Below are 22,172 nucleotides of genomic sequence, written 5' to 3' on the forward strand. Positions count from 1 at the left end.
TCACCATGGTCCGCATTCGTCCGCTTCCCCTGTTGCTTGCTATGTGCTTGGGCATCGCCTCCACCGCCAGCATCGCAGCCACTGACATGAACAACACCAAGCCCAGCGCAGAGCACGCCAACGGCGAGCACCCCAAAGGCGAAACCGCAGGCGACGGCAGCAGCGTCAACAGCCCAGGTGGCAAGGACAACGACAGCAGCGATACCGGTGCTGACTCGGATGCCGCAGACGGTACCACCGGTGGCTCGAACAATACCGGTGAGGCTACCGGAACTGGCGCAGGCAGCTCGGGCGGCACCGCTGAAGACAGCGACAGCCGCTAATTCGTTGCTGGAGGCCCTTACATGACGTTTCCAGGTAGCTTGCTGGCTGCCGCGCTCAGTCTTGTCGCCCTGACGGCACAGGCTGACAGCGGTGCACTGACGTTGGAGTCGGCTTCGTTCACCGATGGCGGCGTGATTGCGCTAAAACAGGTCGGTCCAGACACTTCGTGCGGCAGTGGTGAAGAGCGCACGCCGCAGGTGAGCTGGAGCAACCTGCCGGCCGGGACGCGGTCAGTCGCGCTGGTGATGTTTGACCCTGATGGCGGCAAGGGCCTCGGGGTCGTGCATTGGGTTGCCTACAACATCGACGCGGAGCACGGCAACCTGGAAGAAGGCAGCGCCGGACAGACCACCAAAGCGGTGACGGTGGGGCGTAATTCACGCGGGATGTTGACCTACCGTGGCCCCTGTCCGCCGGCGGGAGACAACCCGCATCACTATGCGCTGACGCTGATTGCTACTGACCTGGCGCCTGGCAGTTTGCCGGAGGGGTTGGATCGGCAGGGGTTGCTGGATGCGTTGCAGAATCATGCTCTGGGCGGGCAGAGCATTGTCGGGCGCTATGGGCATTGATCGATGGGAGGGGCAGTGGGCCTCTTCGCGGGGCAAGCCCGCTCCTACAGGTTTCGAGGGGTACACTCCACTCAACGCGAATAACGCGGATCATCCACCACGGTTTCATGGGCCTTGAACATCAGCGGTAACTGCTCCTTGAGCAGATCCAGCCACGTTCGCACCTTGGCATCCAGATAATGCCGCGACGGGTAGATCGCATAAATCTCCCGCTGACGCAGCCGGTGTGGCGCCAGCAAGCGACACAGCCGCCCCTCGGCAATCGCCTTGCTCGCCGAGTAATAGGGGATCAAGCCAATGCCCATGCCCAGTTCGGTGGCCTGCAACATGGCGTCAGCCACATTGGTCAGGAACGTGTCCTGAGGCAGGATCACGCACTTGTCCGCTGACTGCTCGAACGCCCAGTCCTCCTCGAACAACGGGTCGCCCATGCGCAGGCAGACATGCTCGTGCAGGTCTTCGGGGCGCTGCGGCACGCCATGTTGGGCGAGGTACTCCGGTGAAGCACAGAGGATGCTGTAGATGCTCCCCAACGGAATCGCGATCAGCTGCGAATCAGGCAAGCCGCGGCCGACGGTAATCACCACGTCATGCCCCTCATCAAGCGGGTCCGGATTGCGCTGCGACAGGGTCAGCTCCATCACCACTTCAGGGCAGGCTGCCTTGTAAGCAGCCACCAACGGCATCATCAGCATGCCCAGGCCATGGGTAGAGTGAAAACGCAGGCGACCGCGCGGCGTCAGGTGGGCGCCACGGGCTTCGTCCATGGCCTCTTCGGTGAGCAGCATGATCTGCCGGCAGCGCTCGAGAAACCGCTCGCCAGCCTCGCTCATGCGTAAACGCCGCGTGGTGCGGTGCAGCAGGCGGGTTTGCAACTGGTTCTCAAGCTCGGCAACAATCCGTGATACCTGCGCCGCGGAAATATCCAGGGCATTGGCGGCGGCCGCAAAACTGCCGCACTCCACTACGCGGGAGAACGTTCGCATGGCATGCAGCATGTCCATTCAGGGTCCGCTCCTTTCAGTCTTATTCGTACGTCCCGGGCAGGAATCTATCACGGGATAGCCCCTTTATTGTGGATCACCAATGAATACATCATTGGTAATACCTCACAAGGAGCCAGACATGAAAGCCTCAATCGCCCTTTTTGCACTGTTCGCATCCGTTGCATCGGTAGGTGCGTACGCTGATCAAGCACCGTCAGACGCTTCGCAAACCTACGAATACGGCATGCCGCTGGACGTTGCCAAAGTTATCTCGATCACCCCGGCCAGCGACATCGCCGATTGCCAGGTGGGCACGGCGCACATGGTCTACGTCGACCACCAAGGCCAGCGCCACGACGTCAACTTCCGCGAAATGGGCAACTGCTCGCAGATGTGAGGCGCCTGGCGTGGCGACCATCGCCCTCAGCCAAGCACCGCGTTGATCCATTCGACCTGCCGGGCAAACTCACGCGCCTTGTCCTGAGGAACCTCCTGGGCATGGGCGAAGTGCGCCAAGGTCTGCTGGCGCTGGCGCAGCACGCGCCGCCACTTGGCCAGAAACGGCTCGCTGCGTTCTTCTAGCAGACGTGGCCCGAAAAACAGTTGCTGAACCGTATAGTGCGTTGCCACCCCAGGCACGGCGACGATGATTTCGTAGTCGAAACGGTTTTCCCGCAACAACTCCTCATGCACGATCTGGTAGCCGTTTTCCATCAGCCACGTGCGTAGTTCACGCTCACCGCCATTGGGTTGCAGGATCAGCCGCTCCTGCCCATTGAGGTGCTGCTTGCCACGCTGGAAGATCTCGCACATGGTCTCGCCGCCCATGCCGCAGAGGCTGATCGCGTTGATCCGGTCGGCAGGCGCAATGGCCGCCAGGCCGTCGGCCAGACGCACCGTCACTTGTTCATCAAGGCCGTTCTTGCGCACGTTGCGCTGAGCGGAATGAAACGGCGTCTGCGCCACCTCGCCCGCCACTGCGTATTCGATCAGCCCGCGCAGCATCAATGCCACGGGCAGGTAGCCATGGTCGGAGCCGATATCGGCCAGCCGCGCGCCGGCCGGCACGTGGGCCGCCACCCGCTCGAGGCGCATCGACAAAGTCTGTTCGTTCAACCGTTGTTCCTTCTCTACGACCGGCACAGCGCGCTCGGCCAAATGGGGCGCGATTCTGACCGTCAATGGCGGCTATTTCAATTCTCCTGGCTGAGCGGGCGTGCTCTGGCGGCTCGACCGGCTCTGCCGGCTCAAGTACGCTTGCAGCTTTCCTTCCGTTGCAAGGCAAACATTCCCATGGCAAATGCAGACATCACCTACATTCCGGACCCGGATCCAGAGTCGATTTCGTCGGACGTGACCGGCTTTGGCGGCCTGCTGGTGAGCACCCAGATCCCCACCCGCGCCGACGGCAGTCTGGAACTGGGCGGCATCGTCGAACAGAGCGAATGCACCCTGCAGGCGCTGAAGGTGGCGTTGGAGCGCGCGGGCAGCTCGATGGACCGTGTCCTGCACCTGACCATCTACCTCACCGACATGGCCGACCGTCCGGCGTTCAACGAGGTGTACCAGCGCTTCTTCAGCCAGCCATGGCCGGTCCGGGCCGCGGTTGGCGTGGCTGCACTGGCGGTGGAAGGCATGCGTGTTGAAGTGACCGCAATGGCGGCCAAGGGCTGATATCTCCAAAGTTACACAGCAGGAAGCCCTCAATGCGTCACCTTTGCGTCTTACTCCCAACCCTCGGCCTGTGCTCCCTCGCCCATGCCGAGACGGCCCCACCCTTCACCCTCCTCGAACCGATGGTGGTGACCGGCACCTACGCGCCCAACGCCAGCTTCGACCTGCCCTACTCCATCGACACCGTCGAGCGTGAGCAGATCAGCGACGGCCAGCTGGGCGTCAACCTGTCCGAGGCGCTTAACCGTATTCCTGGCCTGGTGGTGCAGAACCGCCAGAACTACGCCCAGGACTTGCAGATCTCGTCGCGCGGCTACGGCGCCCGCTCGGCGTTCGGTATCCGCGGGATCAAGCTGCTCAGCGACGGCATTCCGGCCAGCACCCCGGACGGCCAGGGTCAGGCAGCCTCGCTCAACCTCGACGTCGCCGACCGCATCGAAGTCCTGCGCGGACCTGCCTCGGCGATTTATGGCAGCAACGCCGGCGGCGTGATCCAGATGTTCACCCGCGACGGCGCCGGGCCACCCAAGGTTGGCGTTGAGACCACCTTCGGCAGCGATGGCTTCAACAAGAACCATGTGTATGGCGAAGGTGGCAACGACCAGGCCGGGTTTGTCCTCGATGCGTCGCGGCTGGACACCGACGGCTACCGTGATCACAGCGCTGCCCGCCGTGACCAGACCTTTGCCAAGGTACATGTCCGCCCTGATGATGACAGCCGCCTTGCGCTGATCTTCAGCAGCCTGGAGCAGAATGGCACGCAGGATCCGCTGGGCCAGACCTGGGAAGGCTACAAGGACGATCCGCGCTCGGTGAGCACGCGGGCCGAGGAGTACAACACGCGCAAGAGCATCCACCATCAACAGGTGGGGATGAACTATGAGCGCAACTTCGGCGATGCGACCTTGCAGTTCAACCTGTACGCCGGCAAGCGCAGTGTGATTCAGTACCTGTCGATTCCCAGAGGCACCCCGCCGAACGAGCGCGGCGGTGGTGTAGTCGACTTCGACCGCGAGTTTCACGGCGGCACCTTGCGCTGGATTCAGCCGGTCGATGTCGCCTTCGGCGCGCTGACCCTGACCGCCGGCGCCGACTACGACCGTAGCCGCGATGACCGGCGTGGTTACCAGAATTTCAGCGGCGACACCTTGGGCGTCAAGGGCGAACTGCGCCGTGACGAGAAGGACACTGCCACCAGCCTTGACCCGTATCTGCAGGCCCACTGGGAGCTGGACCGCTGGACGGTGGACGCCGGAGTGCGTCACAGCAGCATGGAGATGGAGGTCAATGACCACTACTTGAGCAATGGCGACGCCAGCGGCTCGAAAAAGTACCAGCGCACCACCCCGACCCTGTCGGTGATGTATGCGTTTACTCCGCAACTGCACGGCTACGTCAGTGCCGGCAAGGCGTTCGAGACACCGACTCAGGCTGAGATGGCCTATGCGCCGGGTGCCGTTGAGGGCTTCAACTTTGGCCTCAAGCCTTCTACCAGCACCCAGTACGAAGTGGGTATCAAGGCCAAGCCCGACGAGCGTACGCGGATCAATGCTGCGGTGTTCGAGATCAGGACTCAGGACGAGATCGTAATCTCTGGGTCCAATAATGGTCGTACCAGCTATGACAATGCGGGGAAGACTCTGCGTCGTGGGCTGGAGCTCAGTGTGCAGCGAGAGTTGAACGAGCAGTGGCAGGCGAACCTCGCTTATACCCTGCTTCATGCAACCTACGACGAGGACTTCAGACAGAACGGAACCCTCATCGAAAAGGGCAACTACCTGCCCGGTGTGCCACGCAGCAGCTTGTTTGGCGAGTTGATCTGGAAACCTCGCGCTGGCATCAGTATGGGCTTGGAAGGTCAGTACCGAAGCCAGGTCTATGTCGAAGACAGCAACGATTTTAAGGCTGCGCCCAGCTACGTCGTGTTCAATTGGCGAACGCGATTTGAACAGCACTACGGACCTTGGACGTTTCACCAGTTGGTGCGTCTAGACAACCTGCTAGACCGCCAATACGTCGGATCCGTAATCATCGGTGACATAACGAATAGACGCTTCTACGAAGCGGCGCCAGGTCGGTCGTGGTATGCCGGTGCGGGCCTGGAGTATCAGTTCTAGAGGGTGTGGATTGACTGGCCTCTTCGCGGGGCAAGCCCGCTCCTACAGGATGGGGTGTCGTTCACGCTTTGTGCGTGCACCGCAAAACCCGTAGGAGCGGGCTTGCCCCGCGATGGGCTGCAAAGCAGCCCCAGGCGATGCTCAGCCGAGCACCTTCTCCACCGTCAACGGGAAATCCCGCAAACGCTTGCCCGTGGCATGGTAAACCGCATTGGCCACCGCCGCCGCCACGCCCACCAGACCAATCTCCCCCACCCCCTTCGAGCCCAGCGCATTGACGATGTCATCCGGCTCATCGACAAAGATCACCTCCACTTCGCCGACATCAGCGTTCACGGGGATGTGATACTCCGCCAGGCTGTGGTTCATGAACCGCCCAAGCGGGTGATCGCTCAGCGTCTCTTCATGCAGGGCCATGCCCAGCCCCCAGACCACGCCCCCAAGAATCTGACTGCGCGCAGTCTTGGGGTTGATCACCCTGCCTGCCGCCACCGCACTGACCACGCGGCTCACCCGGACAGTACCCAGCGCCTCATCCACCCGCACCTCGACAAACACCGCCGAATGCGTGGCCGTGGCAAAGGCTTCACGCCTGGAATCCGGTTCGGCGTCGATCTTGGCTTCAAGGCACCCCCCAGGCAGCGAGGCCAATACATCGCTCAGCAGATAACGGCGCCGACCGACCTGCAGATGGTCATCGACAATGACCATGTGCTCAGCCTTGTCGCGGGCCAGCTCGGGATAACACCCGCATGCCGCCATCCATAGCTTGGCCCGTAGCACTTCACAGGCCTGGCGTACCGCCGAACCAACCGACGAGACCGTGAACGAGCCACCCTGCAACGGTGCTGTGGGCAGGTCCGAATCACCCAGTAAGAAGGTCACATCGGCAGGCGCCACACCCATCGCGTCAGCGGCAATCTGGGTCATCACGGTATAGGTGCCGGTACCGATATCAGTAGTCGCACTGCTCACAGTCAAATGGCCACGCCCATCCAAGCGTGCGCGAGCACTGGCCTTCATCTGCAGCGCTTCCCAGACGCCGCCGGCCATGCCCCAGCCAATCAGATCAGGTCCTTCCTGGCGGCTGCGTGGGCGTGGGTCGCGGCTGCTCCAGCCAAAGCGCTCGGCGCCCTGCTGATAGCAATCCAGCAGGGCCTTGCTCGAGTAAGGTTTACCTTCGTTGCCATTGCTGTCAGCAAAGTTGCGCCGGCGCAGCTCGACGGGGTCAAGCGCCAGTTGCACGGCCAGCTCATCCATGGCGCACTCCAGGCCGATCAAACCCAGTGCAGCCCCGGGCGCGCGCATGTCCAGGGGCGTGTAGACATCCAGTGGCACCAGTTGATAGTCCATGGCCACATTGTCACAGCGATAAAGCATCCCGCTCCACTCCACCACATGCTCGGTGAAGTCCTCGAAACGCGAGGTCTGCCCGGTCGCCTGATGCCGGATGGCCTGCAGCCGACCTTCGCGGTCCGCTCCCAGTTCGAGTCGCTGCAAGGTGCGCGGGCGATAACCGAAGGTGAACATCTGCTGTCGGGTCAGGCTGACCCGTACCGAACGCTGCACGTGCAAGGCCGCCATCACCGCCAGCGGTAATTGGTATTGCGGGCGCAGGCCCGAGCCAAAGGCGCCACCGACATAGGCGGCGAACACACGAATGTTTTTCTTCGGCAGGCCAAACACCTTGTGCAGATAGTCACGGCAGTTCTGCGTGCCCTGGGTCTTGTCGTGGATCTCCAGGCTGCCGTCCTCGCGATAAACCACGGTCGAGGCATGCGGTTCCATCGGGTTGTGGTGCTCGACAGGCGTCGAGTAGCGGGCGTCGACCTTGATGGCAGCGGCGGCAAACGCCTGCTGGAAATCGCCACGTGGTTTGGGCAGGTCAGCGGGGGCCGTGTGCGCTTGCGGCAGCGCTGCCAGCAGGTCGGTCTGATGTGGGCTGGCTTCGATCTCGATGCGCAGCAATGAACCCGCATGACGCGCCAGCTCAAGGCTTTCGGCGACCACTAGGGCGACGGGCTGGCCGCTGTACAACACGCGATCATTGAACAATGGGCGGAACGGCGAACCGTCAGCAGCATCGGCATCGCTGTACTGGTCGTCGTCACACGGCAGAGGTGGTCGGTTCAGGTGGTGCAAGACCGCCACCACCCCCGGCAAGGCGAGCGCAGCCTGGCAATCGATGTCGCGGATGCGTCCGCTGGCCACGTTGCTGCAGACCACGCTGCCCTGCAGCAGTCCCGGCTGCGGGTATTCAGCGGCGTAGCGGGCCTGGCCGGTAACTTTGGCGGGGCCGTCGACGCGGTCCATGGCGCGCCCACAGGCGCGTTCTGAGGTTTTCATGAGACAACTCCCGGCGTGGCAGCGGCTGTAGCGAGGGCGCGGATGATCGCCTGATGGGCCAAGTGCAGCTTGAAGCCGTTGTGCGCCAATGGCTGGGCGCCGGCCAGCAGCATGGTCGCGGCACGGGCATAACTCTCGTGGTTTGCCGGAAGGCCGCGCAGAGCCTGCTCCACTTGAAGATCGCGCCATGGCTTGTGCGCGACGCCGCCCAGCGCGAGGCGCAGGTCAACAATACGCTCGCCGTCCAACTCGAGAGCGGCAGCCACCGAAACCAGGGCGAAGGCGTACGAGGCCCGGTCGCGGACCTTGAGGTAGTGGCAGTGGCGGGTAAAACGCGGTGGGGGCAGCTCGATGGCGGTAATCAGCTCGTCATCGGCCAATTGGCTGTCGCGCTCTGGCGTATCGCCGGGTAGCCGGTGAAAGTCGGCGAAGGCAATCTGCCGCCCGCCCGCCTTGCCCCGTACATGCACCACCGCCTCAAGCGCCGCCAGCGCCACGCACAAGTCGGAGGGGTGCACGGCGACACAAGCCTCGCTGGCACCGAGGATCGCGTGTATTCGGTTGAGGCCATGCCGCGCCGGGCAGCCACTGCCCGGTTCACGCTTGTTGCACGGCGTACTGGCGTCGTAGAAGTAATAGCAGCGCGTGCGCTGCAGCAGGTTGCCGCCGGTGCTGGCCATGTTGCGCAGCTGCGGCGACGCCCCCGCCAGGATGGCCTGGGCCAACAACGGGTAGCGCTGTTCGATCAACGGGTGCCAGGCGAGGTCTGCATTGCTTACGAGAGCACCAATCAGCAGGCCTCCATCCTCGGTCTCGCTGACCTGGTCGAGCGGCAGGCCGGTGATGTCGATCAGGTGCTGGGGGTGCACGAGGTTTTCTTTCATCAAGTCGAGCAGGTTGGTGCCGCCAGCAATGAACCGCGCCTGCGGCCCCGCCAGGCCAAGCGCCTCGTCGACAGTGGCGGGCTTGCTGTAGTTGAACGGGGTCATGAGCGCGGCCCTCCCTGCGTCTGCATCAGGGGCAAGGCTTCTTCCACGGCATCGAGAATGTTGCCGTAGGCGCCGCAGCGACACAGGTTGCCGCTCATGGCTTCCTTGATCTCGGCGCGGCTGTGCGCGCGTCCTTCAGCGGCCATGCCCAGCGCCGAGCAGATCTGCCCTGGCGTGCAGTAGCCGCACTGGAAGGCGTCGTGGCGGATGAAGGCCTGTTGCAGCGGATGCAGGGTCTCGCCCTGCGCGACACCTTCGATGGTAGTCAGCTCATCGCCGTCGCACATGATCGCCAGGGTCAGACAGGCGTTGACCCTGCGGCCGTTGCGTAACACGGTACAGGCGCCGCATTGGCCGTGATCACATCCCTTCTTGGTACCGATCAGGTCGAGCTGGTCGCGCAGCAGGTCGAGCAAGGTCAACCAGGGCTGCACCTGCAATTGTCTGGGTGCGCCGTTGAGGGTCAGGCGAATTGCCTGGCCCGGGTAGTCCGGTGGAGTGTCGCTCATGGTCAGGCCTCACGGTCAGTCGGGTTCTGTTTTTCAGGTACGACCGGGGGGCTTGGGCGGGCGTTCAAAGCAATACCGCGAGCGGTGCCGAGCTCCATCGGGCAGGCCAAAGGTGCCGCCAGCCCAATTCACCGCTACAATGCGCGCCTAACCGTGACAGCCCGAAAAAATAACGACATGTCCCTTCCAAAGAATCACCTGGAACTGCTCAGCCCTGCCCGCGACGTGGCGATTGCCCGCGAAGCCATCCTGCACGGCGCTGATGCCATTTATATCGGCGGCCCGAGCTTCGGCGCGCGGCACAATGCCTGTAACGAAGTCGGCGAAATCGCCGAACTGGTGGAGTTCGCCCGGCGCTACCATGCGCGGGTCTTCACCACCATCAACACCATCCTCCACGACAACGAGCTGGAGCCGGCACGCAAGCTCATCCACCAGCTGTACGACGCCGGCGTCGACGCGCTGATCGTGCAGGACCTCGGGGTGATGGAGCTGGACATTCCGCCGATCGAGCTGCATGCCAGCACCCAGACCGACATCCGCACCCTGGCTCGAGCCAAGTTCCTCGATCAGGCCGGCTTCTCCCAACTGGTACTGGCCCGCGAGCTGAACCTGCAAGAGATCCGCGCGATCGCCAGCGAGACCGATGCTGCCATCGAGTTCTTCATCCATGGCGCGCTGTGCGTGGCCTTCTCCGGCCAGTGCAATATCTCTCATGCACAGACCGGGCGCAGCGCCAACCGCGGCGACTGCTCGCAGGCGTGCCGCCTGCCGTACACCCTCAAGGATGATCAGGGCCGCGTGGTCGCCTTCGAGAAGCACCTGTTGTCGATGAAGGACAACAACCAGACCGCCAACCTGCGTGACCTGGTCGACGCTGGCGTGCGCTCGTTCAAGATCGAGGGCCGCTACAAGGACATGGGCTATGTGAAAAACATCACGGCCCATTACCGCAAAGAGCTCGACGCGATCCTCGAAGACCGCCCGGCCAAGGCGCGCGCCTCGAGCGGGCGCACCGAGCACTTCTTCGTGCCGGACCCGGACAAGACCTTCCACCGCGGCAGCACCGACTATTTCGTCAGCGACCGCAAGATCGACATCGGCGCGTTCGACTCGCCCACCTTCACCGGACTGCACGTGGGCGTGGTGGAGAAAGTCGGCAAGCGCGACCTGCAGGTGGTCACCGAGGTGCCACTGAGCAACGGTGACGGCCTCAACGTGCTGGTCAAGCGCGACGTGGTGGGCTTCCGGGCCAACATCGCCGAGCTCAAGGGCGAGTTCGAGGAAGACGGCCAGGCGCGCTATCGCTACCGCGTCGAGCCCAACGAGATGCCCGACGGCATGTACCGCCTGCGGCCGAATCACCCGCTGTCGCGCAACCTCGACCACAACTGGCAGCAGGCCTTGCAGCGCACCTCCGCCGAGCGGCGCGTGGCGGTTGCCTGGCAGGCCGTGCTGCGCGAGCAAGGCCTGCAGCTGACGGCAACCAGTGAGGAAGGCGTGTCGGTCAGCGTCGGCCTTGATGGACCGTTTGGCGAGGCCAACAAGCCCCAGCAAGCGCTTGATCAGTTGCACGACCTGCTCGGCCAATTGGGCACCACCCAGTACCACGCCAGTGCCATCGAGCTGGATGCGCCGCAGGCGTTCTTCATCCCCAACTCGCAGCTCAAGGCCCTGCGCCGCGAAGCGATCGAGGCGCTGACCGAAGCACGGGTCAAGGCTCATCCACGTGGCGGGCGCAAGGCTGAGACCAGCCCGCCGCCGGTTTATCCTGAGTCGCATCTGTCGTTCCTGGCCAACGTGTACAACCAAAAGGCGCGTGATTTCTATCATCGCCATGGTGTGCAGTTGATCGATGCGGCCTACGAGGCGCATGAGGAGCATGGCGAGGTGCCGGTGATGATCACCAAGCACTGTTTGCGCTTCTCCTTCAACCTGTGCCCGAAGCAGGCCAAAGGAGTTACCGGGGTACGCACCAAGGTGGCGCCGATGCAGTTGATTCAGGGAGATGAAGTACTGACCCTGAAGTTTGACTGCAAGCCGTGCGAGATGCATGTGGTGGGCAAGATGAAATCGCACATCATTGATTTGCCGACGCCGGGGAGTGGCGTGGCGCAGGTGGTTGGGCATATCAGCCCGGAGGATCTGCTGAAGACGATTCATCGCGCGCCGCATTGATTGGCTGGCGGGTAGTAACGGCCTGATTGCACCTTAGCTGGGCGCAATCAGGCTTTTTTGTGGCGGTGTCTGTTGGGTGGCGCGCGCGCCCCATGCGCCAAGCCGATTGAGTGCCCAAAATGTTAGCAATGCAAAACATCTACCTTACACAGGTTAACGGAAATATCAGGTGGAAGATGACTTTATAATCGCTGTGATGCCAGTCATCCACTTCAGCGTCGTCAGCGCCCATTTTGGAAAGTCCTTCCATTCACAGTACTCCACTCCTGACTGAGTGATACGATAGGCGAAATTCATGCGCTGGTGGGTCATGCCGAGTACAGTCAGGAAAATAAATAAATAGAACCCTAGACTGACTAGAACTCGAGCTATAAACCCTTCGCCTGGCGTGAAATTGGAATACACAATATAGGCACCACCCACTATCAGTATTTGCAGGAATGCAAACATGCAGTTAGCCACGAATGTATTGTAATTCCGTGCCCGTAGGGTCCACTCCAACAGCGCGAGTTCATTTGCACGCTTCCACTGGAGCTGCGGAGGCAACTCAGGAACCTTCATGAGGGCAATCATCGTGGCGCTCGCTGTCAATTGAATTAGGGACGATCAACCCAATGAGTGGATGTCGTTATTATTCAGCACAATGCCGCTTTACTCTGTAAACCCTTCGCTACCTTTTTCATTAATTCAACACGTCAACCTTACCAGTGACTGAAGGGGCACTAGGGAGGAGATGCTTTTTGAAAGTCGTTACAATCCGGTCTTTTTCTTGTCGCTTGAAAAAAACGTAAAGGCTCCAGGTAGTCCTACGATTGCCTGGTCTAGGTATGCTGTAATCGACTTCCACCATATCGCGATTGGTGGCAATGGTTAGTTTAGTCAGATGCGACCATCGGAGAAAATGATGATGGTATTCTGTTTGCGAGGCCTGGTAGCTTTTTGAATTTGCCATGGACAGGTACGTCAGCGTCATTCCTCCTGGACCAACCAGTGCACCAAGCAGAAAACTCGGATCAATCGTCGCCATGAAGATAAAAATAATCGCTACGATGCCAGTCATCCACTTTAGTGTCACCAGTGCCCACTTTGGGAAATCCTTCCATTTACAATACTCTACCCCTGACCGGGTCAGTCGATAGGCAAAATTCATTCGTTGGTGGGTCATACCGAGAACAGTCAATGATAGAAATATATGAAACCCTAAAGCGATTAAAAACCGAACAGTAAAGCTATCGTTTGACGAGTGATTTGAAAAAATAATGAACGCGACCCCTGTTATCACCAGCTGCATAAATGCGAACATACTGTTAGCCACGAATGTATTGTAGTTCCGTGCGCGTATCGCCCACATCAGTAGCTCTGGCTCGCCTGCATATTTCCACTTCAGCTGCGGTGGCAATTTCGGAGCTTTTACAAGATTAAACATCGTTATGCTCGCTATCAATTGCGTCAGGGACAATCAGCTGCAGTGATCGGATCAAGTCTCTAGCCATACACTCAACCAAACTAGCCCCACTTTACTAATAATGTAGAACATCTACCTTACGAACTACAGTAAGCACATCGGACGGCAAATACTCTTTGAACACTTCAACCACGTGCTGTTTATTTTTTCGCTTGAAAAACACGTAGAGACTTCCTGTGATCATAAAGACAGAGCCCGCCCTCGGTACACTGTAAGCCACCTCTACCATGTCCCTATTGGTTGCAATGGTTGCTTTGGTGAGCTCCGACCACTTGTAGAAATTATTGTGATATGAAGTATGTAAATCCCGATAACTTTTAGAATTAGCCATTACCATATATGTCAGCCCCATACCGCCAGGCCCGATCAAGGCGCCAATTAAAAAAGTTGGATCAATGGTGGCCATGAAGATGAAAAGAATCGCTGAAATTCCAGTTATCCATTTCACAGTCATCTGCGCCCATTTCGGAAAATCTTTCCACTTGCAATACTCCACACCTAACCGTGTAATACGGTAAGCATAATTCATGCGCTGATGGGTCATTGAAAACAATGCCACAGTCACCACAATGAATAACATCAATGCCATCACGCCGGCAAAAACAGGATCATCCCTCATGTCGAGATATTGATATATTGACACCGCCACTATTATAGAAAAGCAGAATACAAACATCGTATTGGCGATAAAAGTATTGTAATTTCGTGCTCGAATTTTCCACGCGAGCACTTCGGGCTCGCTTGCATGCTTCCACTGAAGCTGCGGAGGCAACTCAGGAGCCTTCATAAATTTAAACATCGTAGTGCTCTCTATCAATTGCGTTAGGGACGATCATCTGCAATGGTTGGATGTCGTTATTGACCAGCACAATGCCGCTTCCCTCCGTGAACTCTTCACTAAAGACATCATTAAGCCGATCGGCTTCGCTAGTACTGGCCCCTAGCGCCAAGCGGAACATATAGCCTCGTTTATTACCGCGCTGATATATCCAGGCTGGATATTTGATTTCCATTTCAATGATTGGGTGGGCGATCGGCACGTTAATCCAGACCTGCCAACGTCATTCTGCGTTTGGGAGCCTTGGCTAACGTCTGCCGGTTTTGTCTTGCCTCCGAAATCACAAAGCACCTCAGCCGCCTCCGCCGGGTGCTTTGCGAAACCTATGCGCAGATCGCTATTCACTAGTTCAAGACGTCCACCTTACCCGTGACTGATGGGGTACTAGGGAGGAGATGCTTTTTTAAAGTCGTTACGACCTGGTCTTTTTCTTGTCGTTTGAAAAAGACGTAAAGGCTACCAGTGGTCATATAAGGGGAACCTACCTTCGGTACACTGTAGCGCACCTCTGCCATCACTCGATTTATTGCAATTGTTAGTTTCGTCAGCTCCGACCAGTGGAGAAAGTGGTGATGGTATTCAGTGTGCATGGCCTGATAGCTTTTTGAATTTGCCATGGCCAGGTACGTCAGCCCCATCCCTCCTGGACCGATCAGTGCGCCAAGCAGAAAACTCGGATCAATCGTCGCCATAAAAATAAGAATGACCGCTGTTATACCGGCCGTCCATTTAATCGTCTTCAGCGCCCACTTTGGAAAATCCTTCCATTCACAGTACTCTACCCCTGACTGAGTGATGCGATAGGCAAAATTCATACGCTGGTGGGTCATACTAAGAATAATCAGGGATGTAAAAACATGAACCCCTAGACCGGACATCACCCGATCAATTAAAGAGTCGCTAGAGGCGTTAATAGAAAACACAAAGTATGCTCCGCCTGCTATCAGCACCTGCATGAACGCAAACATGCAGTTAGCCACGAACGTATTGTAATTTCGTGCGCGTATCGTCCACATCAGTAGCTCTGGCTCGCCTGCATATTTCCACTTCAGCTGTGGCGGCAACTGCGGAGCCTTTACAAGGTTAAACATCGTTGGGCTCGCTATTAATTGCGTTAGGGACGATCAGCTGCAATGATTGGATGTCATTATTGATCAGCACAATGCCGCTTTCCTCCGTGAGCTCTTCACTAAAGGCATCATTAAGCCGATCGGCTTCGCTAGTGCTCGCTCCTAGCGCCAAGCGGAACATATAGCCGCGCCTATCACCGCGCTGATATGTCCCGGCTGGATATTTGATTTCCATTTCAATAGTCGGGTGGGCGATTGGCACGTTAATCCAGACCTGCCAAAGACGATGCTGATCGCTTGTGCTGTAGCTGAAGTCAGCGGGAGTGATGTTGCTTGCGCGGACGCTAGGCAGTTTGCCTAGCTGCTTCGGATCGACCCAGTTGCCGTTGAGCATTTGACCGCAAAAGCTGTCTTGCAGGATGTGCAGGTCATCATTCTTTGAAAAGTAACGTTTATAAACCAGCTCCGGTTTTAAAGTCAGCACTTTACCCGCCAGTGCATTAGGCACCTGTATCTGAATCCAGAAGCCAAGCCATCTTGTTGGCATCCGCTCGGTATTGTAGCACAGCACTTTTCCCGTTAAGGTGGGGCGCTGCAGTATTTCCAATAAAGCGATCATCTGCTGGGAATGGCCGGCCTCTCCCAACCATTCAGGCTTTGCCCCGCGCCCCCAACTGCACCGGTACAACCACAGCCGCAAACCCTCGCGCTTGTAGCGATTGGCGGCCATGGTGACCAACAGATAGGCGATACCGAGGAGCAGTAAAGCGATTGTTACGGGTGTCGACATTACCCATGCATAGCGTAACCAATAACCTAGTCCTGCCCCAATAAGTTGGCCTGCTGAGGTAAGCGACATTACAACGAGGATTTTAGACTTCCATTCAAGCAGCGACTTCTCTGTTGCACTGGTAGCAGCATCGGCATCTTTGTAAACCTGCCAAGCCTCAAGCCCAGTCGCGACAGCTCCCAATGTTGCCCACGTGATCGTGCGCCAAATTAGGCGCTTGGAGAACGCTGCAAACTCACTGGCGGTTGCTGCCTTTGCCGCCTCGCCTTTTGTGATCGCCTCTTCAACTAGCGAAAGCCAGTTTTTATAGGCTGCCTGAGCCAAACTTCGAGTCTTGTGTCCAACTTCAGCAGACATTTTCCCCGCCCGACTCCACGCAGGCCCCACCCACAGCGCTGCCAACGCATTGCCCGTGTAAGCCGCATTGGCCGCCACCGTGCGCCACTCATCGGCGGTAAATCGCCCATCGTTTTGCGCCTTCTGCGCGCTACTGTAGAGATTCCAGGCGTTCAACCCAACCAACAAGGCTGGCAGGGCATTGCCCAGGTTCTGGTCCATCCAGGCTCTGGTGCGCCTCTGGTAATCCTCGGTGCCCATCAGTTTGTGTTGCGTGCGTACCTCGGCCTGGCCGAGGTCGCCAAGCCAACTGTTGAGCTGCGCCAAGCTCACCGGCACACGCGTTTTCCCCGCCGCTGTTGCGACCAGCTGATTGGGACGTCTCATGAACAGGTGTCTCAGTTGTTCTTCATGTGCCGGCAACGCAAGGCGTGCGGCGCGCTGATCATGAACTTTACCCGGGCGCTGCAAGACCCGTTTGGCGCCTTGTATCCTCCTTTCAATGGTGACGACCTCCATTAACCAGGCTTGGTAGTCACGCTGGAAGGTGGGGTTGAAGGCCAGCCGGGTGCTACTGGAAATCTCGGTGGAGATCAGCACTTGAGGGAGCGCGAGGGTCAGCGCGGCTTCGTGCTTCATCGCCGGCAACAACAGGCCGCTCAGGCCGTGCCAGGCCTCCCTGGCCTGATGGTTGGCAACCTGGATCAGGGTGCTCATGGCCTGTTTGGCGGCACTGCTCATGTCGTTGTAGAGCTTGCTGTCGCGAACGGCTTGTAGATCCAGCACCGCTTTGAGTTCATTGGCGCGCGTGGCGACGCTGGTGACATCGCCTGGTGAAGTGAGCGTAAGGGCCGGCGAGCTGCCATCGCCCTGGCGGCCTTGGTCGTCAAGTGCGCCGGTAGTGCTGAAGTTGTGCGACACGGTGCGGAACAATGTCGCGAGTTCTGGATTGAAGTTGAACAGGGCCGTGCCAAACAACGTGCTGGGGCGGGTAGCCTGCTTGCACAACCACGCTTGGCCAGCCTCGCCATTGCCCAATACGGTGTAGAGGGCATGCGCCATGTTCAGCAGTTGGCTGGCTTGCGCTTCGTTGCAGGTGTCGTAGTAGATAACTTCGGCAAAAGGCTGCAACCGATTCAGCCACGCCAGCAGATCCTGCTCACTACGCTGGCAATGAGTACTCAGGCGTTGCGCCTCGGCGGTGGTCCGCGTCAGGTATTTTTGCATCTCTTCAAAACGGACGTCTTCGCGCCACAGGCGCTTGGCGTTCCACTCTTCGAGGGCCTCCCCCCATTTGGCTTGATCCGGTAAATGCCCCCATGTGCGCTTGAAAGCGTGTGCGGATTCGACGGTCCCCCTATCTCTAGCCTCCACCACCCATTCATAGTCAGCATCCACCAGATTCTTGGTGTTCTCTAGGGCATCGTAGGCATACAGCAGGGTGTAGAGGTCATCGGCATAGGCCTGGCGTTCAAATGGATCGGTGATCGTCTCGGGCGTGAACGCATCGGTATCGAAACCACACAGCCGCTGTACTGTAATGGCGCTTTGCAGCTGATCTTGGTGCTGGCTTTCAAACTGGCTTTGCTCCAGCAGCCGCCCAGTCAGGTTCATGGTCAGGTCATCGACGATCGCCAACGGATCATCCAGGGCGACAAACAGGGCGGTGTCCTGTTCGGGTACCCAGCCGCGCACCAGGGCCTCTTCAAACGCCGCCTTGAAAGGGGCGTCTGGCTCTGTAGCAATGGTCGGCAACAGCGTGCTGGTGAAGTCAGGGGGTGTTTCGCCGGTGACGAGGATGTCGGCGACGCTCTTGCCCAGCGCGGTGATCATGTCGCCGTGAGCAACCTGGCCGTTCACGCAAAACGTCGGCAGATCGACTTCGCGCATCCATGGGCGCTGCCCTGGCGCGCTGCTGCGCATCAACTCGCACATCCGCCAGGTCCACTGCACAGGCGAATAGGCGATCCGCAGACGGCTGCGGCGTGAATAGAGCAGATACTGATGGGTTTCGCCCGGGTTGTGCCGCACGTCCTGATTCAACTGGGCGTCAGTCCAGATGTGCCGGGTGAAATACCAGCCGCTGACCTGGTACTCATGGAAGGTCTGCTCGACCTCGTTCCAGACGTAAACCCAGCCGTCGCGCAGTTGGCGCAGGGTGTAGCTGCGGGTTTGCAAGGCCGGTGATGGGCGCGGCCAGTCGCGGGGAAGCGCGTGCGGGCCTTGGTTGCTGTCTTTTTCCAGGGGGGATTCGTCCAGGGCATAACGGACCGGGAAGATCGCCACCTCCGCGTGCTTCCAGGGGCACTGCCCGCTTCCGATAGGGACGTTGGTAAATTGCTGATTACGCCGAGCCTGTTTTAACTGGGCTTCTGTAGCTGTCTTGTGCATCACGCGTCCTTGTTAAGTTCGAGCGACTGGCAATAGATATCCATTTGCTGGATACGCAGTTCTGGGGCGATCCTGTGAGCGTCAGGCGTGCGCGCCAGCCATTGCCGATAGGGACCATCAGGGCTGGAGGTGAAGTCATCACCCCAGCACAGACTGCATTCCACCCAGATCGCAACACTGCGCTCGCTGCCAAGGCCCCAGGCTTGCGCTTGATCCAACCGCTCGTTGAACCAGTGGCTCAGCTGATCTTTATCAATGCGCGCCAAATGTCGTGGATAGTTCTCTGAAAGGCTTCGGTACAGTTGCTCGATGAGCGTCCAGCGGGCGGCCTGATCAAGCGCGCTCAGTTGGCTTTCACCCAGCATGCCGAGGCTATCAAGCGTCACCGGGTGAGTTGCCTGACGAGAAAAACTTCGCCACACAGGCCGCTCAGAACGCTCCCAGGCATGGACTGTTTCCGGTACGTGCCACGTACTTATCGGCCCAAGCACCGCATCCAGGTGGGCGCCCTGATAGCTGTCGAGCCAATGGCGTGTCACCAGTGGGTCGGCAAACCGCAGCAAGCCGTTACCACCTAGAACATCAGGCGGGGCGATGAAGCATCGCAGGTGGTCTGCGAGGCTGCCGATCGATGCGTCACTGTGCAGCAGGCTCGCATCAGGTCGGCCGGCGGCAGTGTCGAGTGTTTCGTCGATGAGACTTGTCGCGCCCTGAATCGAGACCAGGATGGGCCCCAGGTCGTGCACTGCAGCCCAGCGCGTTTTCAGGTACAACGGCTCGATTTCAAGGGCTTCGGTGCGCTGATACAACGTCGACAAGGCATCGGGGCGCAACACGCCATCAATCAGCAGATAGTTGGCCGAGTTCACGCTACTCATGACCGACCTTCTTGCGTGGCTTGCTCGCGTAATTAGTTGATGCAAACATGGAATCCCCCCGTTAGAAGGCGCTGAAGCCGAGACATCTGGAAGTTGAAGGAACAAGTGCGATAGTTACATGAGCGGAGAAAAGTTACCCGCCAGACAGCTCCGAAGAGAAAGTAGGAAGTTTCCGAATATAATTAGATAACGCAAACGCAGTGTTTATATGGATGGGGGCTCAGGACATTTCGTATTCCGCATTGGGAGATGCCAATGACACTTGGCTAAGTTGCGCAGTCAGTCTTGATTTGCGTTGGCATACGGGCGCTTTCGCGGGACAAGCCCGCTCCTACAAGTTCTGTATCGACCGCGAAGGTGGTGTTCCCCTTGAGCGAGTGTGCTCGGCGACCTCCACCTTCGCGGTACTCTCTTTCGCGAAAATCCTGGCTCGCACACTGGTACGCTGGTACACCAAATACAGCTGTAAATGATAATCCTTACCAGATATGATCCGCGCTCTTTCCCACCCTTCCAAGGATCGTACCGTCCATGCGCCGTGCGTTCGTTTCTTTCTTCCTCCTAAACGCAATCTCCCCGTCCGTGCTAGCTGACTCGCAAACCCGAGAGCCGCTGGAGCTGCAAGCCGTCAACATCGATGCCATCAGCGAGCGCGAACGCGCCGACGGCCCGGTGGTCGGCTACAAGGCAACACGTTCGGCAAGTGCGACACGCACCGACACCGCGCTGCATGAAACCCCGCAGTCGATCAGTGTGGTACCCAAGGATGTCATCGAAGACACCGGCGCCACCCGCTTGCAGGATGCGCTGGACTACGCCGGGGGCGTGGGCAGGGCGAACAACTTCGGCGGCCAGGGCCTGACCACCGTCACCGTGCGTGGTTTTACCACCGGTGAGTACTACCGCAACGGCTTCCCGATCAACCGCGGCTATCCCAATGCCCCGGACGCCAACACCGTCGAACGCCTCGAAGTGATCCGCGGCCCTGCCACAAGCCTCTACGGGCGTGGCGATCCCGGCGGCACCTTCAACGTTGTCAGCAAGCAACCGCTGGCCGAACCCAAGGTTACCGTGGGCAGCCAGTTCGATGACCAGGGCATGCACCGCGCAACTCTGGATGCCACCGGCCCGCTCAGCGAAGACGGGCGCCTGGCCTACCGCCTGAACGTACTGGGTGAAGGCGGCGAGAGCTTCCGTGATGACGTCGAGAGCGAGCGTTATGACGTCGCCCCGGTGCTTAGCTGGCAGGCCACCGACAGCACGCGGATCGTCTTCGAGGGCGATTTCATGCGCAACAACCACCCACTCGACCGTGGCTTGACCCGCTACACGACGCAAAGCGGCAGCGCCTCGCGTGACACCAATATCTGGGAAAAAGGCAGCGACAACCTGCTGCACAACGACAACAACATGGCCCAGTTGCGCTTCGAGCACCTGCTCAACGACAACTGGACCCTGGCCGGTGGTATGCAATGGCTGGACGGCACGCTCAAGGGCAACGCGGTCGAGGCCAACGGCGCCCCCGCTGACGGCCGCACCCTGCAACGCAACTTCAACTACCGCAAGCTGGAATGGACCGACCGCGACTACCAGCTCAACCTCACTGGCCACTTCGATACCGCAGGATTTGCGCATACGTTGCTGACCGGCATCGAGTACGAGGATTACGACTACAAGTCGATCATCCAGCGTTCGTCGGCCCCCTACCTAATCGATATCTATAACCCCGTGCTGGGCCAGCCGCGCCCTGCCCTGAACGCCACCCCTACGACGTATGACAAAGAAAACCTCAAGACCTGGGCTGCCTTCGTCCAGGATCAGGTTGCCCTGACCGAGCGCCTCAAGGCCTTGGCCGGTGTTCGCTTTGAGCGGTTCGAACATGACTATGACGACTTCCTGAGCACGACTCGAGACTTCAGCAAGGCCGAAAATGCCGTGACGCCTCGCTTCGGCCTGATCTATGACTTGACCGACACCGTCGCGGTGTACGCCAACACCGCGCGTTCGTTCAAGCCCAACAGTGGTGCCAGCCTTCAAGGTGGCGGCTTCGACCCGGAAAAAGGCAAGTCGTACGAACTGGGCGTCAAGTGGGAAGCGTTGGACCGCCAGCTCAGCGTGGATGCCGCGATTTACCACATCGTCAAGGAAAACGTCCTGACCCGCGATCCGGCAGATCCTACCGGCACCTACAGCATCGCTGCCGGCGAAGTACGCAGCCGCGGCCTGGACATCAACATCGCCGGCAACATTACCCCTGAATGGCGGGTGATCGGTGGCTACGCCTACGTCGACGCCGAGGTGACCGAGGACAACACCCTGGCCAAAGGCACCCGTCTGGCGAACATCCCGCGTAACAGCTTCAGCCTGCTCAACACCTACGAGTTCCAGGATGGCCTGGCCAAGGGTCTCGGCCTGGGCGTGGGCATCAAGCACGTGGATGACCGCGAGGGCCAGACCGCCGCCGTCACCTACACCATGGAACAGTACACCGTGGTCGACCTGCTCAGTTTCTACCAGCTCAACGAGCATGTGCGGCTGAACTTGGACGTGAAGAACGTCTTCAACAAGGGCTATGACGAAGGCGCGTTCAACACGTACGCCTACCCGGGCGCGCCGCGTACGGTGCAGGCCGGGATTGCCTACACGTTCTAAGGCTCTGCTATCGGTATTGAGGCCACCAATGCTGGGGCTGCAACGCGGCCCTTTCGC

At 59.2% G+C, this 22,172-nt stretch carries 19 protein-coding genes; 7 read left to right on the forward strand and 12 right to left on the reverse strand.

Translation table 11 applies throughout. The features are described 5' to 3' along the window. The first annotated feature begins 5 nt into the window (after positions 1 to 5). Positions 6 to 323, forward strand: coding sequence for a hypothetical protein (locus tag J3B00_RS16630; RefSeq protein WP_209868861.1), 318 nt, complete (start codon positions 6 to 8; stop codon positions 321 to 323). Between the two features lie 21 nt (positions 324 to 344). Further along, a complete protein-coding gene (locus tag J3B00_RS16635) occupies positions 345 to 896 on the forward strand; it encodes a YbhB/YbcL family Raf kinase inhibitor-like protein (protein ID WP_209868863.1) in 552 nt (183 codons plus the stop codon). Between the two features lie 71 nt (positions 897 to 967). Here J3B00_RS16635 and J3B00_RS16640 read toward each other — a convergent pair whose 3' ends face one another. After that, a complete protein-coding gene (locus tag J3B00_RS16640; RefSeq protein ID WP_209868867.1) occupies positions 968 to 1,900 on the reverse strand; it encodes a LysR family transcriptional regulator in 933 nt (310 codons plus the stop codon). 121 nt (positions 1,901 to 2,021) lie between these two features. Here J3B00_RS16640 and J3B00_RS16645 point away from each other — a divergent pair, with 121 nt between their 5' ends. After that, entirely contained in the window at positions 2,022 to 2,279 is a 258-nt protein-coding gene (locus J3B00_RS16645; protein ID WP_209868869.1) for a DUF2790 domain-containing protein, read from the forward strand. A 26-nt stretch (positions 2,280 to 2,305) separates the two neighbouring features. Here the strand turns inward: J3B00_RS16645 and J3B00_RS16650 are convergent, their stop codons facing one another. After that, on the reverse strand, positions 2,306 to 2,998 hold the full coding sequence (locus J3B00_RS16650; protein WP_209868871.1) for a class I SAM-dependent methyltransferase: 693 nt from the start codon (positions 2,996 to 2,998) through the stop codon (positions 2,306 to 2,308). A gap of 177 nt (positions 2,999 to 3,175) precedes the next feature. Here J3B00_RS16650 and J3B00_RS16655 point away from each other — a divergent pair, with 177 nt between their 5' ends. Beyond that, entirely contained in the window at positions 3,176 to 3,556 is a 381-nt protein-coding gene (locus J3B00_RS16655; protein ID WP_209868873.1) for a RidA family protein, read from the forward strand. A gap of 32 nt (positions 3,557 to 3,588) precedes the next feature. Continuing rightward, positions 3,589 to 5,673, forward strand: a complete 2,085-nt coding sequence (locus J3B00_RS16660; protein WP_209868876.1) for a TonB-dependent receptor — start codon at positions 3,589 to 3,591, stop codon at positions 5,671 to 5,673. Positions 5,674 to 5,814: 141 nt separating this feature from the next. On the opposite strand, the gene J3B00_RS16665 is transcribed toward J3B00_RS16660, so the two are convergent. The 3 genes from J3B00_RS16665 to J3B00_RS16675 are packed head-to-tail and all read right to left on the reverse strand — an operon-like array spanning position 5,815 to position 9,517. Continuing rightward, positions 5,815 to 8,019: a xanthine dehydrogenase family protein molybdopterin-binding subunit gene (locus tag J3B00_RS16665; protein WP_209868879.1), complete on the reverse strand. Its 2,205-nt coding sequence runs from the start codon at positions 8,017 to 8,019 to the stop codon at positions 5,815 to 5,817. Further along, complete coding sequence (locus J3B00_RS16670) at positions 8,016 to 9,008, reverse strand: xanthine dehydrogenase family protein subunit M (RefSeq protein WP_209868881.1); 993 nt, start codon at positions 9,006 to 9,008, stop codon at positions 8,016 to 8,018. The genes J3B00_RS16665 and J3B00_RS16670 overlap by 4 nt, the downstream gene beginning before the upstream one ends. Then, on the reverse strand, positions 9,005 to 9,517 hold the full coding sequence (locus J3B00_RS16675; RefSeq protein ID WP_209868883.1) for a (2Fe-2S)-binding protein: 513 nt from the start codon (positions 9,515 to 9,517) through the stop codon (positions 9,005 to 9,007). The genes J3B00_RS16670 and J3B00_RS16675 overlap by 4 nt, the downstream gene beginning before the upstream one ends. Positions 9,518 to 9,694: 177 nt before the next feature. On the opposite strand from J3B00_RS16675, the gene J3B00_RS16680 reads away from it, so the two are divergent. After that, positions 9,695 to 11,695 (forward strand): U32 family peptidase, encoded by a 2,001-nt coding sequence (locus tag J3B00_RS16680; protein WP_209868885.1) that lies wholly within the window; start codon positions 9,695 to 9,697, stop codon positions 11,693 to 11,695. Between the two features lie 165 nt (positions 11,696 to 11,860). Here J3B00_RS16680 and J3B00_RS16685 read toward each other — a convergent pair whose 3' ends face one another. The 7 genes from J3B00_RS16685 to J3B00_RS16715 form a co-directional block, all read right to left on the reverse strand. After that, positions 11,861 to 12,268 carry a hypothetical protein gene (locus J3B00_RS16685; protein WP_209868887.1) on the reverse strand — a complete coding sequence of 136 codons (408 nt, stop codon included), beginning with the start codon at positions 12,266 to 12,268 and terminating at the stop codon, positions 11,861 to 11,863. A 109-nt stretch (positions 12,269 to 12,377) separates the two neighbouring features. Continuing rightward, positions 12,378 to 13,121 (reverse strand): hypothetical protein, encoded by a 744-nt coding sequence (locus J3B00_RS16690; RefSeq protein WP_209868889.1) that lies wholly within the window; start codon positions 13,119 to 13,121, stop codon positions 12,378 to 12,380. A gap of 94 nt (positions 13,122 to 13,215) precedes the next feature. Then, complete coding sequence (locus J3B00_RS16695) at positions 13,216 to 13,959, reverse strand: hypothetical protein (RefSeq protein ID WP_209868892.1); 744 nt, start codon at positions 13,957 to 13,959, stop codon at positions 13,216 to 13,218. After that, positions 13,952 to 14,200 carry a hypothetical protein gene (locus J3B00_RS16700; protein WP_209868894.1) on the reverse strand — a complete coding sequence of 83 codons (249 nt, stop codon included), beginning with the start codon at positions 14,198 to 14,200 and terminating at the stop codon, positions 13,952 to 13,954. The genes J3B00_RS16695 and J3B00_RS16700 overlap by 8 nt, the downstream gene beginning before the upstream one ends. 142 nt (positions 14,201 to 14,342) lie before the next feature. Then, complete coding sequence (locus J3B00_RS16705) at positions 14,343 to 15,089, reverse strand: hypothetical protein (RefSeq protein WP_209868896.1); 747 nt, start codon at positions 15,087 to 15,089, stop codon at positions 14,343 to 14,345. Then, the gene (locus J3B00_RS16710) at positions 15,082 to 18,585 is read right to left on the reverse strand and encodes a T6SS effector BTH_I2691 family protein (protein ID WP_209868898.1); all 3,504 of its coding nucleotides are present in this window, start codon (positions 18,583 to 18,585) and stop codon (positions 15,082 to 15,084) included. The genes J3B00_RS16705 and J3B00_RS16710 overlap by 8 nt, the downstream gene beginning before the upstream one ends. Then, positions 18,585 to 19,463 carry a DUF4123 domain-containing protein gene (locus J3B00_RS16715; RefSeq protein WP_209868901.1) on the reverse strand — a complete coding sequence of 293 codons (879 nt, stop codon included), beginning with the start codon at positions 19,461 to 19,463 and terminating at the stop codon, positions 18,585 to 18,587. The genes J3B00_RS16710 and J3B00_RS16715 overlap by 1 nt, the downstream gene beginning before the upstream one ends. Positions 19,464 to 19,994: 531 nt before the next feature. Between J3B00_RS16715 and J3B00_RS16720 the strand changes: the two genes are divergently transcribed. Beyond that, the gene (locus J3B00_RS16720; RefSeq protein ID WP_209868903.1) at positions 19,995 to 22,115 is read left to right on the forward strand and encodes a TonB-dependent siderophore receptor; all 2,121 of its coding nucleotides are present in this window, start codon (positions 19,995 to 19,997) and stop codon (positions 22,113 to 22,115) included. Positions 22,116 to 22,172 lie beyond the last annotated feature (57 nt).

Source organism: Pseudomonas sp. BP8 (assembly GCF_017875955.1).
GTDB lineage: Bacteria > Pseudomonadota > Gammaproteobacteria > Pseudomonadales > Pseudomonadaceae > Aquipseudomonas.

Coding starts and splice junctions, on each gene's coding strand:
- J3B00_RS16660 (WP_209868876.1), top strand. CDS start 3,589: ATGCGTCACCTTTGCGTCTTACTCCCAACCCTCGGCCTGTGCTCCCTC.
- J3B00_RS16680 (WP_209868885.1), top strand. CDS start 9,695: ATGTCCCTTCCAAAGAATCACCTGGAACTGCTCAGCCCTGCCCGCGAC.
- J3B00_RS16685 (WP_209868887.1), bottom strand. CDS start 12,268: ATGATTGCCCTCATGAAGGTTCCTGAGTTGCCTCCGCAGCTCCAGTGG.
- J3B00_RS16665 (WP_209868879.1), bottom strand. CDS start 8,019: ATGAAAACCTCAGAACGCGCCTGTGGGCGCGCCATGGACCGCGTCGAC.
- J3B00_RS16705 (WP_209868896.1), bottom strand. CDS start 15,089: ATGTTTAACCTTGTAAAGGCTCCGCAGTTGCCGCCACAGCTGAAGTGG.
- J3B00_RS16720 (WP_209868903.1), top strand. CDS start 19,995: ATGCGCCGTGCGTTCGTTTCTTTCTTCCTCCTAAACGCAATCTCCCCG.
- J3B00_RS16710 (WP_209868898.1), bottom strand. CDS start 18,585: ATGCACAAGACAGCTACAGAAGCCCAGTTAAAACAGGCTCGGCGTAAT.
- J3B00_RS16715 (WP_209868901.1), bottom strand. CDS start 19,463: ATGAGTAGCGTGAACTCGGCCAACTATCTGCTGATTGATGGCGTGTTG.
- J3B00_RS16630 (WP_209868861.1), top strand. CDS start 6: ATGGTCCGCATTCGTCCGCTTCCCCTGTTGCTTGCTATGTGCTTGGGC.
- J3B00_RS16675 (WP_209868883.1), bottom strand. CDS start 9,517: ATGAGCGACACTCCACCGGACTACCCGGGCCAGGCAATTCGCCTGACC.
- J3B00_RS16695 (WP_209868892.1), bottom strand. CDS start 13,959: ATGTTTAAATTTATGAAGGCTCCTGAGTTGCCTCCGCAGCTTCAGTGG.
- J3B00_RS16670 (WP_209868881.1), bottom strand. CDS start 9,008: ATGACCCCGTTCAACTACAGCAAGCCCGCCACTGTCGACGAGGCGCTT.
- J3B00_RS16645 (WP_209868869.1), top strand. CDS start 2,022: ATGAAAGCCTCAATCGCCCTTTTTGCACTGTTCGCATCCGTTGCATCG.
- J3B00_RS16690 (WP_209868889.1), bottom strand. CDS start 13,121: ATGTTTAATCTTGTAAAAGCTCCGAAATTGCCACCGCAGCTGAAGTGG.
- J3B00_RS16640 (WP_209868867.1), bottom strand. CDS start 1,900: ATGGACATGCTGCATGCCATGCGAACGTTCTCCCGCGTAGTGGAGTGC.
- J3B00_RS16635 (WP_209868863.1), top strand. CDS start 345: ATGACGTTTCCAGGTAGCTTGCTGGCTGCCGCGCTCAGTCTTGTCGCC.
- J3B00_RS16655 (WP_209868873.1), top strand. CDS start 3,176: ATGGCAAATGCAGACATCACCTACATTCCGGACCCGGATCCAGAGTCG.